Raw genomic sequence first — 15,482 nt, forward strand, 5'->3', positions numbered from 1 at the left:
GGTTCGGCGCACCGCTGTTGCGGAGGGTGGCGGGTGGGGTTGGAATCAAGTGTGAGGGTCTTCGGCAGCGACGTGTCCGTCGGCCGCCCCGCCCCCGGCACAGGGGCGGGCCGCAAGGGGCTCAAGAGCGATGCGCTCGGCCTGTTCTCCTCGGTGGCCATGGGCCTCGCCTCCACCGCGCCGGCGTACAGCCTGGCCGCCACGCTGGGCATCATCGTGGCCGGGGTCGGACTGCAGGCCCCGATCGTCACCATGCTGGCGTTCGTCCCGATGCTGCTGGTCGCGTACGCCTTCCGGGAGCTCAACGCCAGCAACGCCGACTGCGGCACCACCTTCACCTGGGCCACCCGGGCCTTCGGGCCGCGCGTCGGATGGATGGGCGGCTGGGGCCTCATCGTCGCCAACGTCCTCGTCATGGCGAACCTCGCCGAGGTCGCCGCCGCCTACGGCTTCCGGCTGGTGGGCCTGGACGGCCTGGCGGACGACCGGCTGTGGACCACCGTGGTGGGCGTCGGCTGGATCGTCGTGCTGACCGCGGTCTGCTACGTCGGCATCGAGTTCTCGGCGGCCGTCCAGCGCTGGCTGCTGTGCCTCGAGGTCGCGGTGCTGGTCCTGTTCGCGCTGGCCGCGCTGGTCAGGGTCTACACCGACCCGCCGCCCACGGCGATCCATGTGTCGGCCTCCTGGTTCAACCCGTTCGACGTGTCCTCGGCGAAGGCCCTGACCTCGGGCCTGCTCGCGGGCGTCTTCATCTACTGGGGCTGGGACACCGCGTTCTCGGTGAACGAGGAGACCGTCGACAGCACCCGCATCCCCGGGCGCGCCGCGATCCTGGCCACGGTGCTGCTGCTGGTCATCTACGGGCTGGTGTCCACCTCGGCGCAGGCGTTCGCGGGAATCGGCACCTCCGGCATCGGGCTCCGCAACGGGCGAAACTCCGACGATGTGCTCTCCGTACTGGGCCAGGCCGTGTTCGGCAGCCAGGGCGTCGGCCTGCTGCTGTCGCGGCTGCTGATCCTGATGGTGCTGACCTCGGCGCTGGCCTCCGCCGTGACCACCATCCTGCCGCTGGCCAGGACCGTCTTCTCCATGGCGGTCCACAAGGCCGTCCCGGCCCGGTTCGCCCGGGTCCACCGCAGGTTCCTCACCCCGACCTGGGGGACCCTGGGCATGGGGGTGGCCTCGCTCGCCCTGTACGTCCTGATGGCCCTGCTCAGCCGGAACGTGATGGCCGACACGATCGAGTCGGTCGGTCTCGCGATCGCCTTCCAGTACGGGGTGACCGGGTTCGCCTGCGTCTGGTACCACCGCAAGGCCCTCGCCGAGAACGCCGGAAACCTGGTCTTCAAGGGCGTCCTGCCGGGCCTCGGCGGGCTGGTCATGGCCCTGCTCTTCGTCTACGCCACCTTCGTGGTCTACGCCAACCCCCAGTACGGCGAGACCATCATCGACGTGCCGTTGATCGGCCGGACCGGCGGGGTCACCGTGCTGGGTCTGGGCGCCCTGCTGATCGGTCTCCTGCTGACGCCGGTGGTCACCCGCGGCCACGGCGTCGCCCTCAAACTCCAGCGGAACCTGCTGCCGCGCCGTCTGCCGCAGCACGCCGCCGTGGACGCGTCCAGCCGCTACCTGCCCGCCGACAACGGCTCCGGGGTGGGCGGCGACTGGTACGACGTCATCCCGCTGTCGGGCACCCGGGTGGGCCTGGTCGTCGGCGACGTACTCGGTCACGGACTGCGGGCCGCGGCCACCATGGGACGCCTGCGTACGGGGGTGCGCGTCCTGGCCCGGCTCGACCTGAGCCCGGACGAGCTCCTGTCCCGGCTCGCCGACCTGGTCGAGGAGAGCGCGTGCGAGGGCGGGCACCGCCGCGGCCCGGGCCGGCCGCGGCCGCACACCGACGAGGCGCTCGGCGTGAGCTGCCTGTACGCGGTCTACGACCCCGTCTCGGGGCAGTGCAGCCTGGCGCGGGCCGGTGACCTGGCGCCGATGGTGGTCGACCCGCGCACGGGCCTGGTGCACCGTCCGCGGGTGCCGCCCGGACCGGCGCTGGGCGTCGGCGGCCTGCCGTACCAGAGCACGGAACTGGAACTCGCGCCGGGCAGTCTGCTCGCCTTCTTCACGGACGGCTTCCTGCAGACGGCCCCCGACCGGGAGGCCGGGCTCGCCCAGCTGGCGCGCGTCCTCACCGGCGCCCGGGGATCCCTGGACGCGCTGTGCGACAGGGCGGTGGCCGACCTGCTGCCCGGACCGGTCGACGTGGACGCCACGCTGCTCCTGGTCCGTGCCCGCATGCTCGACCGCACCCAGTTCGCCGAGTGGTCGGTGCTCCCCGACCCGGCGGCGGTGGCCACCGTCCGTACCGCCGTCGGCAAGCAGCTCAGCGACTGGGACCTGCACGACCTGGCGTTCACCAGCGAGCTCATCGTCAGCGAACTGGTCACCAACGCCATCCGGTACGTCGGCGGTCCGATCCGGGTACGCCTGATCCGCGACCGGGCCCTGATCTGCGAGGTGTCCGACACCGGCCACACCTCGCCCAATCTGCGGCACGCGGCGAGCGAGGACGAGGGAGGGCGGGGCCTGTTCATCATCGCCCAGATGACCCACCGCTGGGGCACCCGGTACACGCCCACGGGCAAGACGATCTGGACCGAGCAGGACATGCCGTGACACCGGCCGGCACCGGACGTCCACCGGGTTCCCGACCATGGCCGTCGCCCGGTGCGCCCGCGGACTGGGCCGCCTGCTCGCCGTGATCGGCACCGGCGTGGGGGTCGCCCCGTACCGGATCGTGCGCGTGCTCCTCGTCCTGCCCGCCGTCGCGCTGTGGCGCCGGGTCCACGCCCCCGCCGCCGCGTGCTCGCCGCCGTCGCGCGAGAGACAGGCGACGCCCCCGGGCACGCCTGGCGCATCGCCGGGCGGATCTCGCGGGTCGTGGGGCGCGCTCTCGGGACCCTCTTCCGGTGGATCTTCGTGGAGCCGCTGCGCCGCGCGTACCGGGCCGTCCTCACCCCGGTCGGCCACCTCGTGCGGGAGGCCGTCCTGCGGCCAGCCGCCGAGGGCGCACGCGTGGCGGGGCCGGGCCGTGCGCGACGCGCTCGCGGCGGCCGCCGGACGGTACGGCAGGCCCGCGCGGACGTCCGGCGGATGCTGTCCGGCGAGCCCGGGCAGCCGGCCGCGGCGGACCGGCGGGAACCTCACGGGCCCGCGACACGTACTCTTGGTAGCAGTACGACCGCACTCACGAAGGACTAGGACACTGGGCAAGCGACAGCCCGAAGGCCCGCCGCCCGCACCCGCGGTGCAGCGCATCCGACTGCGCTACACCAAGCGCGGCCGCCTGAGGTTCACCAGCCACCGAGACTTCCAGCGCGCCTTCGAGCGTGCGCTGCGCCGCGCCGAGGTGCCCATGGCGTACTCGGCCGGGTTCACGCCGCACCCGAAGGTGTCGTACGCCAATGCCGCACCCACCGGCACGGGCAGTGAGGCGGAGTACCTGGAGATCGCGCTCACCGCACCGCGCGACCCGGAGACCCTGCGCGTCCTCCTGGACGAGTCGATGCCCGCCGGGCTCGACATCGTCGAGGCGGTCGAGGCACGGACCTCCGGCCTCGCCGACCGGCTGACGGCCTCCGTCTGGGAGCTGCGGCTGGACGGCGTCGACCCGGCCGACGCCGAGCGCGCGGTCGACGCCTTCAACCGGGCCGGGACCGTCGAGGTCCAGCGGATGACCAAGAACGGCGTCCGCACCTTCGACGCCCGCCCGGCGGTGGTGAGCCTGGAAACGCACGGTTCTCCGGCTGATAGGCCTGGCGACCAGCCCTGTGCGATACTGCGGCTGGTTGTTCGGCACGTGACGCCTGCCGTACGACCCGACGACGTCCTGTCCGGTCTCCGCGCCGTGGCCGACCTGGCGCCGCCGGTCCCCGCAGCGGTGACCAGGCTGGCGCAGGGGCTGTTCGATGAAGAGACCGGCACGGTGACCGACCCGCTCGCGCCCGACCGCGAGGCAGCCGAGGCCCGGAAGGCCGCACCGGCCGCCGCCGCGACGGCGCCGACGCCGGAAGGTCCCGCGTAGGGACGGACGTCGTAGCGCCGCCCTCGTACTCGGGAGCCACCTGGGTCGGGCAGCGCACCGACCAGAAGACTTTCGCCAGGCCGTACCGACAAGGCGTACGGAACCGGCGAGACAGGACACAGAGTGCTCCCGAGCGGCGCCCGCGCCCCGGACGGCGGCCACCGCGGATCACGCGGGCCGCGGACGTCACCGGCGTACGGTCCACCGAGACCGACGCCGGACCAGGTGCGGCGCCCGGGAGCCTGACGGGAGAAACGCCCGCATGCTCGAGCCGACCGAACCCACCAAGGGTTCCGAACTGAACACACCCAGCGACACCCTGCCCCCGCGCAGGCGTCGCCGTGCCGCCTCCCGCCCGGCGGGCCCGCCGAGCACCGCGGAGGCACCCGCCGAGGTGACCGTGCGGGCCATACCGGCGGCGGACCCGGACGAGGTCCCCGCGGCCGTCGGAGCCGTCGGGACCGAGAACACCGACGAGACCGAAGAGACCGAAGAGGTCACGGAGGCCGCCGCGGCGCAGGAGAGCAGCGAGGCGGCGGCAGCCGTCCAGGCGCCCGCCGCCGAGGAGGCCGTCGCCGGCCGTCCGCGGCGCCGGGCCACCCGCCGCGCGTCCGCGCCCGCCGGTTCGCCGTCCTCCGCCGTGGTCGCCGAGACCGTCGTACCGGCCGCGCCCGCCGCCGAGACGGAGAAGCCCGCCGCCGTGCCCGAGGGCGGCGAGGTCGTCGTCGGCGAGGAGGCCGCGCCGCGCCGCGCCCGCCGCCGTGCCACGCGCAGCGTCTCCGCGCCGACCGGTGCGGTGTCCGGTGCCGCCGAGGTCGCGGTGACCGCGCAGCCCACCGAGACTCCCGTGGCCGAAGAGCCTGCCGAGGCCACCGCCGCTGCCGAGGCGCAGGCCCCGGCCGAAGAGGCGGCACCGGCCGCCCGTACCCGCCGCCGGGTCGCGCGCCGCGCGTCCGCGCCCACCGGTGCGCCGGTTTCCGCGGAGACCGGTGAGACGGCCGGCGCCGCCGGCGCCGAGTCCGCCGCCGCGGAGGCCGGGCAGGCCGGGGAGGAGGCGCCCGCCGCCGCGGAGGCCGCTTCCGCCGGTCGCCCGCGCCGTCGGGTCGCGCGCCGCGCGTCCGCCCCCGCCGGTGCGCCGGCTTCCGCGGAGGCCGCCGAGACCGTGGTCCCGGCCACCACCGAGTCGTCCGCAGCCGCTGCCGCCGAAGCGCCGGAGCAGCCCGCCGCCGCGGAGGAGGCGGCACCGGCCGCCCGTACCCGCCGCCGTGCGACCCGCCGTGCGTCGGCTCCCGCCGGCGCCCCGAAGACCGCCGAGCCCGCCGCCGCCCAGGAAGCGCCCGCCGTCCAGGCAGCCCCGGCCGCCGCGGAAGCCCCGGCCGTCGCCGAGCCCGCCGCCGAAGCCCCCGCTTCCGCCGAGGTGAGCGGCGCCGCCGAGGAGGCCGCTGCCGGTCGTCCGCGGCGCCGGGCCACCCGCCGGGCCTCCGCGCCCGCCGGCGCCCCGAAGGGCGCCGAGGCCGCCGAGGCCGCCGGGGAGGCCCCCGCCGCCGGGGCCGTCCGGGAAGCGGAGGACACCGCGGAAGCCGCCCAGGCGCCGGCTGCCGAAGAGGCGGCCCCGCGCCGCACCCGCCGCCGGGCCACCCGCAGGGCGACCGCGCCCGCCGGTGCTCCGGCCGCCGACACCGCCGAGCCCGCCGAGTCCGAGGAGACCGGCGCCGGCGCCCAGACCCCGGAGGCCCCCGTCACCACGCACACCACCGAGCCCGCCCCCGCCGCCCAGGCGCCGCAGGCTCCCGCGGCGCAGGCCCCCGAGGAGGAGGCCGCCCCGCGCCGCGCCCGCCGTCGCGCCGTGCGCCCGGCGTTCGGCTTCGCCGAGCCGGCGCAGCCGCCGCAGCCCGCGCCGGCCGCCGAGAGCGAGGCCGCCGAGCCGGAGGCCCCGCGCCGGCCCGCCCGCCCGGCCGTCGCCGTCTTCCAGCCGCCGGTGTTCACCGAGCCCAGGTTCCAGACCCCGGAGCGCGCCGCCGCTCAGGCCGCCGCCGAGGCCGCCGAGGCGGAGGAGCCCGAGGAGTACGCGGCCGAGGAGCGCGCCGAGACCGGCACGCGCCGCCGCCGTCGCCGCCGGGGCGCCGCCGAGGAGACCCGGACCCCCGAGACCGCCGCCGAGGCTGCGGAGCCGGAGGAGCCCGCCGAGACCGAGGAGGCCGAAGAGGCCGAGGAGGGCGAGGAGACGGAGGGCGCCGAGGGCTTCGAGGAGTCCGGTTCGCGCCGTCGTCGTCGTCGCGGCGGCCGCCGTCGCCGTCGCGGGGACGCCGCCGAGGGCGAGGGCGACGGTACGGAGCCGGAGGCCGAGGAACTGGCCGCCGAACAGGCCGCGCAGGACGCCGAGGACACCGCCGAGCAGGAGGAAGAGGACGTCGAGGAGGCCCGCGAGGAGGCCGCCCCCTCGACCGCCGGAAGCCGCCGTCGCCGGCGCCGTCGCCGTCGCGCCGGTGACACCTCCGTCGACAGCGAGCCCGGTGAGGGCGACCCCGAGCGCACCGTCGTCAAGGTGCGCGAGCCGCGCAAGCCCGCCGAGCCGTCGGACGAGGTGCAGTCCATCAAGGGCTCGACCCGCCTGGAGGCCAAGAAGCAGCGCCGCCGGGAAGGCCGTGAGCAGGGGCGCCGCCGCGTGCCGATCATCACCGAGGCCGAGTTCCTGGCCCGCCGCGAGGCCGTCGAGCGCGTGATGGTCGTGCGCCAGCACGGCGAGCGCACGCAGATCGGCGTCCTGGAGGACGGCGTGCTCGTCGAGCACTACGTCAACAAGGAGCAGGCGGTCTCGTACGTCGGCAACGTCTACCTGGGCAAGGTCCAGAACGTGCTGCCGTCGATGGAGGCGGCCTTCATCGACATCGGCAAGGGCCGCAACGCCGTCCTGTACGCGGGTGAGGTCAACTTCGACGCGCTCGGCATGTCGGGCGGCCCGCGCCGTATCGAGTCCGCCCTGAAGTCCGGGCAGTCGGTGCTGGTGCAGGTCACCAAGGACCCGATCGGGCACAAGGGCGCCCGTCTGACCAGCCAGGTCTCCCTCCCGGGCCGTTACCTCGTGTACGTCCCCGAGGGCTCGATGACCGGCATCAGCCGCAAGCTGCCCGACACCGAGCGGGCCCGGCTGAAGGCCATCCTCAAGAAGATCGTCCCCGAGGACGCGGGCGTCATCGTGCGCACCGCCGCCGAGGGCGCGAGCGAGGACGAGCTGCGCCGGGACGTCGAGCGGCTGCAGGCGCAGTGGGAGGAGATCCAGAAGAAGTCGAAGAACGGCAACGCCCCGACGCTGCTGTACGGCGAGCCGGACATGACCGTCCGGGTCGTGCGCGACATCTTCAACGAGGACTTCTCCAAGGTCATCGTCAGCGGTGACGAGGCCTGGGAGACCATCCACGGATACGTCTCGCACGTGGCCCCGGACCTCGCGGGCCGGCTGCAGAAGTGGACCTCCGAGGTCGACGTCTTCGCCACCTACCGGATCGACGAGCAGCTCGCCAAGGCCCTGGACCGCAAGGTCTGGCTGCCCAGCGGCGGTTCGCTGGTGATCGACCGGACCGAGGCGATGGTCGTCATCGACGTCAACACCGGCAAGTTCACCGGCCAGGGCGGCAACCTGGAGGAGACGGTCACCAGGAACAACCTGGAGGCGGCCGAGGAGATCGTGCGCCAGCTCCGGCTGCGCGACCTCGGCGGCATCATCGTGATCGACTTCATCGACATGGTCCTGGAGTCCAACCGCGACCTGGTGCTGCGCCGCCTGCTGGAGTGCCTGGGCCGTGACCGCACGAAGCACCAGGTGGCCGAGGTGACCTCGCTGGGCCTGGTGCAGATGACCCGCAAGCGGGTCGGCCAGGGCCTGCTGGAGTCCTTCTCCGAGACCTGCGTCCACTGCAACGGCCGCGGCGTCATCGTGCACCTGGAGCAGCCGTCCGCGAACGGCGGCGGCAAGCGCAAGAAGCGCGGGCGCGGCGCCGACGCGACCGAGCACGTGCACGAGACCGCCGCCGTGGCCGTGGAGACCGGCGAGGCCGTCGAGCCCGAGGTGGAGACCGCCGCCGAGGTGGCCGCCGAGGCCGCCGAGCCGGTGGCCCTCCCGGCCCCCGACTTCGCGCCGGACGAGGAGCTGTACAGCAGCGTCGCCGAGGCGGAGGCGGCGGCCACCCGTGGCCGTACGCGCCGCCGGGCCGGCCGCCGGGCACAGGCCCCGGCGGGCGCGCCGAAGGCGGAGGCCCGCCGGGAACGGGCCGAGCAGGCCGCGGAGCCCGAGGCCGCCGTGGCCGCCGAGGCGCCGACCGCGCAGGAGGTCACCGCCGAGGAGGCGGCGGCACGCCCGGTGCGGCCGGAGCCCGCCGCCGAGGCCCTGGCCGAACCCGCGGCCGTCGAGGACCAGGTGGTCCCGGCGCCCGAGGCCGAGCCCGCCGAGGAGGCCGCCCCCAAGGGCCGTACGCGCCGTCGTGCCACCCGGAAGGCGTCGGCGCCGGCCGGTTCCCCGGCGGGGGCCGAGCCGGCCGTGGTGACGGTCGCCCCCGAGGCTCCCGCACCGTCGGCCCCGGCTGCCGAGGAGGCGCCCGCGGAGGCTCCGGCGGCCGCCGAGAGCGCGGCCCCGGCCCGCCCGCGCCGCCGTGCCGTGCGCAAGGCCACCGCGCCGACCGCGCCGGAGGAAGCGGCCGTCGTGGTCGTCCCGTCGCCCGCCGCCGAGGCCCCGGCCACCGCGGAAGCCCAGGTCGCCGCGGAGGCGGCCGAGGCGCCCGCAGGCGAGGTCACGGCCGAGGAGGCGGCCGAGGCGACGGCGCCGGCCAAGAAGGCGGCCCGCAAGACCGCCAAGAAGGCCACGGCGAAGAAGGCCGCCGCCAAGAAGACCACCGCGAAGAAGACCGCGGCGAAGAAGACGGCGGCCAAGACCACGGCGAAGAAGGCCACGGCCAAGAAGGCCACGGCCAAGAAGGCGGCCAAGACGGCCGCGGCGAAGAAGACCAGCGCCGCCTCCGCCGCCGCGGACCCCTCCGACGAGGGCTGACACCCGGGGTGTGGGGCCGGTCCGGGTGACCGGCCCCACACCCGGCGGGGCCCGGTTTGACCCTCCAGGTCATGGCCCCGTAACCTTGACCGTCGGCGTGTCCACTGAGCACGCCACATCCCCGTAAACCTCTTCCTCCCGGGCAGGCTTGGCCGGGAGAGGTCGCCCGCGTGTTTCTGGGCGGCTGGCCTGCGGGGGTGCCGTTTCTTCGAGCGAAAGTGAGATCCGCGTGTACGCCATCGTGCGCAGCGGTGGTCGCCAGCACAAGGTTGCTGTCGGCGACATCGTTGAGGTTGACAAGATTTCCACGGCCAAGGTTGGCGACACGGTCGAGCTCTCGACCCTGCTCGTTGTCGACGGCGACTCCGTGACCAGCGACCCGTGGGTGCTGGCCGGCATCAAGGTCCAGGCCGAGGTCGTGGACCACCACAAGGGCCAGAAGATCGACATTCTGCGCTACAAGAACAAGACCGGCTACCGCCGTCGGCAGGGCCACCGCCAGCAGTACACGGCGATCAAGGTCACGTCGATCCCCACGGCTGCGAAGTAAGGGACTGAGGAGAAATGGCACACAAGAAGGGCGCATCGTCCACCCGGAACGGTCGCGACTCCAACGCCCAGCGGCTCGGCGTGAAGCGCTTCGGCGGTCAGGTCGTGAGCGCGGGTGAGATCCTGGTCCGCCAGCGCGGTACCCACTTCCACCCCGGCGCCGGTGTCGGCCGTGGCGGCGACGACACGCTGTTCGCCCTGCAGGCCGGTGCGGTGGAGTTCGGTACCCACCGCGGCCGCAAGGTCGTGAACATCGTTCCGGTCGCCTGACCGAACGGTTTCTTCGCGAGGCGGACCTCACTTCCCCTGAGGGAAGCGGGTCCGCCTTTCGCGTGTTGAGCAAAGACAAACCGTACTTTTTCTGGAGGCACTGAACCATGACCACCTTCGTGGACCGCGTCGAACTGCATGTCGCCGCGGGTAACGGAGGCCACGGCTGTGCCTCCGTCCACCGTGAGAAGTTCAAGCCGCTCGGCGGCCCGGACGGCGGCAACGGCGGCCGTGGCGGCGACGTCATCCTCACCGTGGACCAGTCGGTCACCACGCTGCTCGACTACCATCACTCCCCGCACCGCAAGGCCACCAACGGCAAGCCCGGCGAGGGCGGCAACCGCTCCGGCAAGGACGGCCAGGACCTGGTCCTGCCGGTGCCGGACGGCACGGTCGTGCTGGACAAGGCGGGCAACGTGCTCGCCGACCTCGTCGGCCACGGCACCTCGTACGTCGCCGCACAGGGCGGCCGCGGCGGCCTCGGCAACGCGGCGCTGGCCTCCGCCCGCCGCAAGGCGCCCGGCTTCGCGCTGCTCGGCGAGCCGGGCGACGTGCAGGACATCGTGCTGGAGCTGAAGACCGTCGCCGACGTGGCCCTGGTCGGCTACCCGAGCGCCGGAAAGTCCTCGCTGATCTCCGTGCTCAGTGCGGCCAAGCCGAAGATCGCCGACTATCCGTTCACCACGCTGGTGCCGAACCTGGGCGTCGTCACCGCCGGTTCGACCGTCTACACCATCGCCGACGTGCCCGGCCTCATCCCCGGTGCCAGCCAGGGCAAGGGCCTGGGCCTTGAGTTCCTGCGGCATGTGGAGCGGTGCAGCGTGCTGGTGCACGTGCTCGACACCGCGACCCTGGAGTCCGAGCGCGACCCGGTCTCCGACCTCGACGTCATCGAGGAGGAACTGCGGCAGTACGGCGGCCTCGACAACCGGCCCCGGATCGTGGTCCTGAACAAGGTCGACGTGCCCGACGGCAAGGACCTCGCCGAGATGGTCCGCCCCGACCTGGAGGCCCGCGGCTACCGCGTCTTCGAGGTGTCGGCGGTCGCCCACATCGGCCTGCGGGAGCTGTCCTTCGCGCTCGGTGAGCTGGTCGCCAAGGCGCGCGCCGCGAAGCCGAAGGAGGAGGCGACCCGGATCGTCATCCGGCCCAAGGCCGTCGACGACGCCGGCTTCACCGTCACCCGCGAGGAGGTCGGCGGCGAGCCGCTGTTCCGGGTGCGCGGCGAGAAGCCGGAGCGCTGGGTGCGCCAGACCGACTTCAACAACGACGAGGCCGTGGGCTACCTCGCCGACCGCCTCAACCGCCTCGGTGTGGAAGAGGAGTTGATGAAGGCGGGCGCCCGGAGCGGCGACGGCGTCGCCATCGGCCCCGAGGAGAACGCGGTCGTCTTCGACTGGGAGCCGACGGTCATGGCCGGCGCGGAGATGCTGGGCCGCCGCGGCGAGGACCACCGCCTCGACGCGCCGAGGCCAGCGGCCCAGCGTCGCCGGGACAAGCAGGCCGAGCGCGACGAGGCACTGCGGGAGTACGACGAGTTCGACCCGTTCGAGTAGCAGAGCCCGGCCGGCCACGGCGGCCGCCTGACCGTGATCAGGGATGCCCGGCGGCCGCCTGACCGTGATCAGGGATGCTCGGCGGCCGCCTGGGGGTGCCTCGGGTGCCGTTTCAGGGTCGCTTTGGGGGGCCTCGGGTACGGTCTGCGAGCTGCCGGGGTGCCCCGGGTGCCGTTTCCGGGTCGCTCTTGGGGGGCCTCGGTGCCGTCTGCGGGCTGCCGGGGGTGCCTCGGGTACAGTCTGCGGGCTGCTTGGGTCGCCCGCGAGCGCGTCGTCGACGACCCCGCGTGGGGGCCGTCCGAGAGCGCCTTCGGGAGGTCCGGGCAGAGGACGGCCCCCGCAGCCCCGCTGTCGGTCCGGCCGGCCTCCCCGCGGCCGCCGGACAGCCGTCGGGGTGAACGCCGGTCGAACTCCATGTGCACTCCAGGGCAACCCCGCCTCACTCCGGTGAGTCGAACTGTGCGGTGCGGAGAGGTACTTGTGCCTCGCCGCGCCGCATCTCCCCGTCGTCACGACTCCCGGAGCCGACGTGTCCCAGTCGCCTCAGCCCCGCCCCTTCCGGCCCTTCCACCGGCGCACGTTCGCGATCGCCACCGGTGTCGCCCTGGCCGCCGCCGGCGTCCTGCCGGCCTCCGCCGCGAGCGCCGCCCCGCAGCGTCCCGCCGCGCACCTGCGCGCGGACTTCAACGGCGACGGCTACGAGGACCTCGCGGTCGGCGCGCCGTACGCCACGGTGGGCGGTGTGACCCGAGCGGGCTATGTGGCCGTGCTGTACGGGTCCGCGCACGGTCTGTCGGCGAAGAAGGTCTATACGCAGGCGTCCCCGGGTGTCCCCGGCGTGGCGGAGAAGGACGACCTGTTCGGCTCCCGGCTGGTGACGGCCGACCTCGACGGGGACGGCTACAGCGATCTGCTGGTGGAGGCCGGGAACGAGCGGTGGCAGCAGGACGGCGTCGACCGGGCCGGCAGCCGGACCGTGCTGTGGGGCGGCCCCGGGGGGTTCGCCTCCGGCCGGGTGCTGCCCGCCGAGGGCACGGGCATCGGCCAGGCCTGGCTGACCGTCGCCGGCGACTTCAACGGCGACGGGCACCAGGACCTCGCGCGCAACGGCCGTGTCCTGCTCGGCCCGTTCGGCCGGGACGGCCGCCCCGCGGGCGTCCAGGAGGGCGCGGACTTCACCGACGGCGACCTGAACACGGTCGCGGCGGCGGCCGGCGACACCGACGGCGACGGCATCGACGACATCGTGACCATCGCCCGCACCTACGACTGGGACGACGAGGGCAACTACGGCAACTACGTGTTCACCGCGCGCGGCGGACGCGACGGGCTGCGGGCCCCCGTCGAGCTGAAGGACCTGTACGGGCCGAAGGCCGACGCCGTGGCGCTCGGCGACCTCGACGGCGACGGCCGCGCCGACCTCGTCGTCGGCGAGGACTCGCTGCGGATCCTCTACGCCGGCGAGCGGGGCCTCGGCACCGGGGCGCCGCAGGTGATCACCCAGGACACGCCCGGGGTGCCCGGCGTCCAGGAGGCCGGGGACGGCTTCGGCCGGTCCGTGTCCGTCCGGGACGTCGACGGCGACGGCTTCGCCGACATCCTCGCGGGCATCCCGTACGAGGACTTCGGGCACGTGAGGAACGCCGGCACCTTCGCCCTCGTGCCGGGCGGCCGGGCGGGGGCGACCGGCGCCGGGACGAGGGTGTTCAGCCAGGACAGCGCGGGCGTGCCGGGGGCCGCTGAGTCGGGGGACGTGTTCGGGGCCGCCGTGCACCTGGTGGACGGCGACGGCGACGGCAGGGCCGAGCCGGTGGCCGGGGCGCCGGGGGAGAACTCCGGCGCCGGCGGGTTCTGGGTGTTCCCGGGCCGTACGACCGCCCAGGGCTCCTGTCCGGTCACCGCGGGCACCCTCGGCACGACCGCCTCCAGCGCGGGCCTCGGCACCGCCTTCCCCCGCTGACCGGCCCGGCGCCGGTGCACGGGAACAGCACCGCGTTCTTTCGCCCCGCCAACCGTTCTCTTGTTCTCGCCGAGACCGAAAAGCTGCGAAATCTTGATGTCGAATTCCGCGGCAATGGGGCGCATCGGCGAGCCGTATTACCGCCTCGTGCGAGGCCGCGCCGTGCCCGGTATGAAGAACGCGTGCCGTCCCGCGTTCGGGCCCGTGAAGATCGTGTCCCGGACGCGGAGTGCGGGGCCCGGCGCCGTACCGGCGGAGCGTGCGGGCAAGCCCGTGACGGACCTGTGGACTTACTCACAGCAAATTCACGGGCGGTTCGCGGAGCCTGGGTCCAATCACCTGGGGTACAAGGTGAATGACAGGTTGCGCTCACATATGCATGGGATGTCGCTCACCTTGCACTGCGCTTACCTAAAGTGGGACCATTTCACGGTTCCCTGACGCCCCAAGGTAGGTCACCTGTGTCCCAGCACATAGCCAAGCCCCGAACCACCGCAGTGATCCTGGCCGGTGGCACCGGTCAGCGGGTGGGTCTGTCGATCCCCAAGCAGCTGCTGAAGATCGCCGGCAAGGCAGTCATCGAGCACACCCTGACCACCTTTGAGAAGGCCGACTCGATCGACGACGTCATCGTGCTGATGGCGCCGGGCTACGTCCCGGACGTGGAGAAGATCGTCGCCAAGGCCGGCTTCACCAAGGTGAAGAAGGTCATCGAGGGCGGTTCCACGCGGAACGAGACCACCGAGCGCGCCATCTCGGCGCTGGGCGAGGGACTTGCCGAGGGCGAGGACCTCAACGTCCTCTTCCACGACGCCGTACGCCCCCTGCTCTCGCAGCGCGTCATCGACGACTGCGTGGCCGCGCTGGAGCGCTACCAGGCCGTGGACGTCGCCATCCCGTCCGCGGACACCATCATCGTCACGCGCACGCACGGCGAGGACGGCGAGTTCATCACCGAGATCCCGGACCGCTCCCGGCTGCGCCGCGGCCAGACCCCGCAGGCCTTCAAGCTGTCCACGATCCGCCGCGCCTACGAGATCGCCGCCGGCGACCCCAACTTCCAGGCCACCGACGACTGTTCCGTCGTGCTCAAGTACCTGCCGGACGTGCCGATCCACGTCGTCGCGGGCGACGAGTACAACATGAAGGTGACCCAGCCGGTCGACGTCTTCATCGCCGACAAGCTGTTCCAGCTCGCCTCCACCGCGGCCCCCGAGCAGAAGGGCGAGGAGGTCTACCGCGAGCTGCTGACCGGCAGGACGGTCGTCATCTTCGGCGGCTCCTACGGCATCGGCAAGGACATCGCCGAACTCGCCGAGTCCTACGGCGCGAACGTCTACGCGCTGGGCCGCTCCACCACCGGCACCCACGTGGAGAACCCGGAGGAGGTCGACGACGCGCTGTCCAAGGCGTACGCGGAGACCGGCCGGATCGACTACGTCGTCAACACCGCCGGCGTGCTGCGCATCGGCAAGCTCGCCGAGACCGACAACGCCACCATCGAGGAGGCGCTGAAGGTCAACTACCTGGCCCCGGTGCAGATCGCGCGCTCCAGCTACAAGTACCTCGCCGAGACCAAGGGCCAGCTGCTGCTCTACACCTCCAGCAGCTACACCCGCGGCCGCGCCGAGTACTCCCTGTACTCCTCCACCAAGGCCGCCATGGTGAACCTCACTCAGGCGCTGTCCGACGAGTGGGCCGCCGACGGCATCCGCGTCAACTGCGTCAACCCCGAGCGCACCGCCACCCCGATGCGCACCAAGGCCTTCGGCCAGGAGCCCGCGGGCACGCTGCTGTCCTCCGAGGCCGTGGCCCGTACGTCGCTCGACGTGCTGCTGTCGGAGCTGACGGGGCATGTCATCGACGTCCGTCAGCAGGACCCGACGGCGGGCGCGGCCAAGGCGTCCGGCTTCGAGCAGGCGCTGGCCACTGTTCTGGACCGCCAGGACGGCATGTAATAATTCGTCAATAGCTTTAAGGAATTTCAGGCCTCTGCCGTCGCTCATTCACCGGGCGTTAGCAGAG

The 15,482-nt window shown here is 73.6% G+C and carries 8 protein-coding genes; all 8 read left to right on the forward strand.

What is annotated here, in order from left to right; translation table 11 throughout:
* Positions 1 to 51: 51 nt before the first annotated feature.
* The 8 genes from OG956_RS23655 to OG956_RS23690 all read left to right on the forward strand — a co-directional run bounded on the left by OG956_RS23655 (position 52) and on the right by OG956_RS23690 (position 15,415).
* Positions 52 to 2,673, forward strand: a complete 2,622-nt coding sequence (locus OG956_RS23655) for an amino acid permease (RefSeq protein ID WP_330339989.1) — start codon at positions 52 to 54, stop codon at positions 2,671 to 2,673.
* Positions 2,674 to 3,304: 631 nt separating this feature from the next.
* Positions 3,305 to 4,081 (forward strand): TIGR03936 family radical SAM-associated protein, encoded by a 777-nt coding sequence (locus OG956_RS23660; RefSeq protein WP_330339990.1) that lies wholly within the window; start codon positions 3,305 to 3,307, stop codon positions 4,079 to 4,081.
* A gap of 262 nt (positions 4,082 to 4,343) precedes the next feature.
* Positions 4,344 to 9,122, forward strand: coding sequence for an Rne/Rng family ribonuclease (locus OG956_RS23665; RefSeq protein WP_330339991.1), 4,779 nt, complete (start codon positions 4,344 to 4,346; stop codon positions 9,120 to 9,122).
* 229 nt (positions 9,123 to 9,351) lie between these two features.
* Positions 9,352 to 9,672 carry a 50S ribosomal protein L21 gene (rplU, locus tag OG956_RS23670; RefSeq protein WP_028422127.1) on the forward strand — a complete coding sequence of 107 codons (321 nt, stop codon included), beginning with the start codon at positions 9,352 to 9,354 and terminating at the stop codon, positions 9,670 to 9,672.
* A gap of 14 nt (positions 9,673 to 9,686) precedes the next feature.
* The gene (gene rpmA, locus OG956_RS23675; RefSeq protein WP_030605064.1) at positions 9,687 to 9,941 is read left to right on the forward strand and encodes a 50S ribosomal protein L27; all 255 of its coding nucleotides are present in this window, start codon (positions 9,687 to 9,689) and stop codon (positions 9,939 to 9,941) included.
* Between the two features lie 107 nt (positions 9,942 to 10,048).
* Positions 10,049 to 11,497: a GTPase ObgE gene (obgE, locus tag OG956_RS23680; protein ID WP_330339992.1), complete on the forward strand. Its 1,449-nt coding sequence runs from the start codon at positions 10,049 to 10,051 to the stop codon at positions 11,495 to 11,497.
* 529 nt (positions 11,498 to 12,026) lie between these two features.
* Positions 12,027 to 13,457, forward strand: a complete 1,431-nt coding sequence (locus tag OG956_RS23685; protein ID WP_330339993.1) for an FG-GAP-like repeat-containing protein — start codon at positions 12,027 to 12,029, stop codon at positions 13,455 to 13,457.
* A 461-nt stretch (positions 13,458 to 13,918) separates the two neighbouring features.
* A complete protein-coding gene (locus OG956_RS23690; RefSeq protein ID WP_330339994.1) occupies positions 13,919 to 15,415 on the forward strand; it encodes a bifunctional cytidylyltransferase/SDR family oxidoreductase in 1,497 nt (498 codons plus the stop codon).
* Positions 15,416 to 15,482: the final 67 nt, after the last annotated feature.

It is taken from the genome of Streptomyces sp. NBC_00557, assembly GCF_036345995.1.
Classification (GTDB): Bacteria; Actinomycetota; Actinomycetes; order Streptomycetales; family Streptomycetaceae; genus Streptomyces.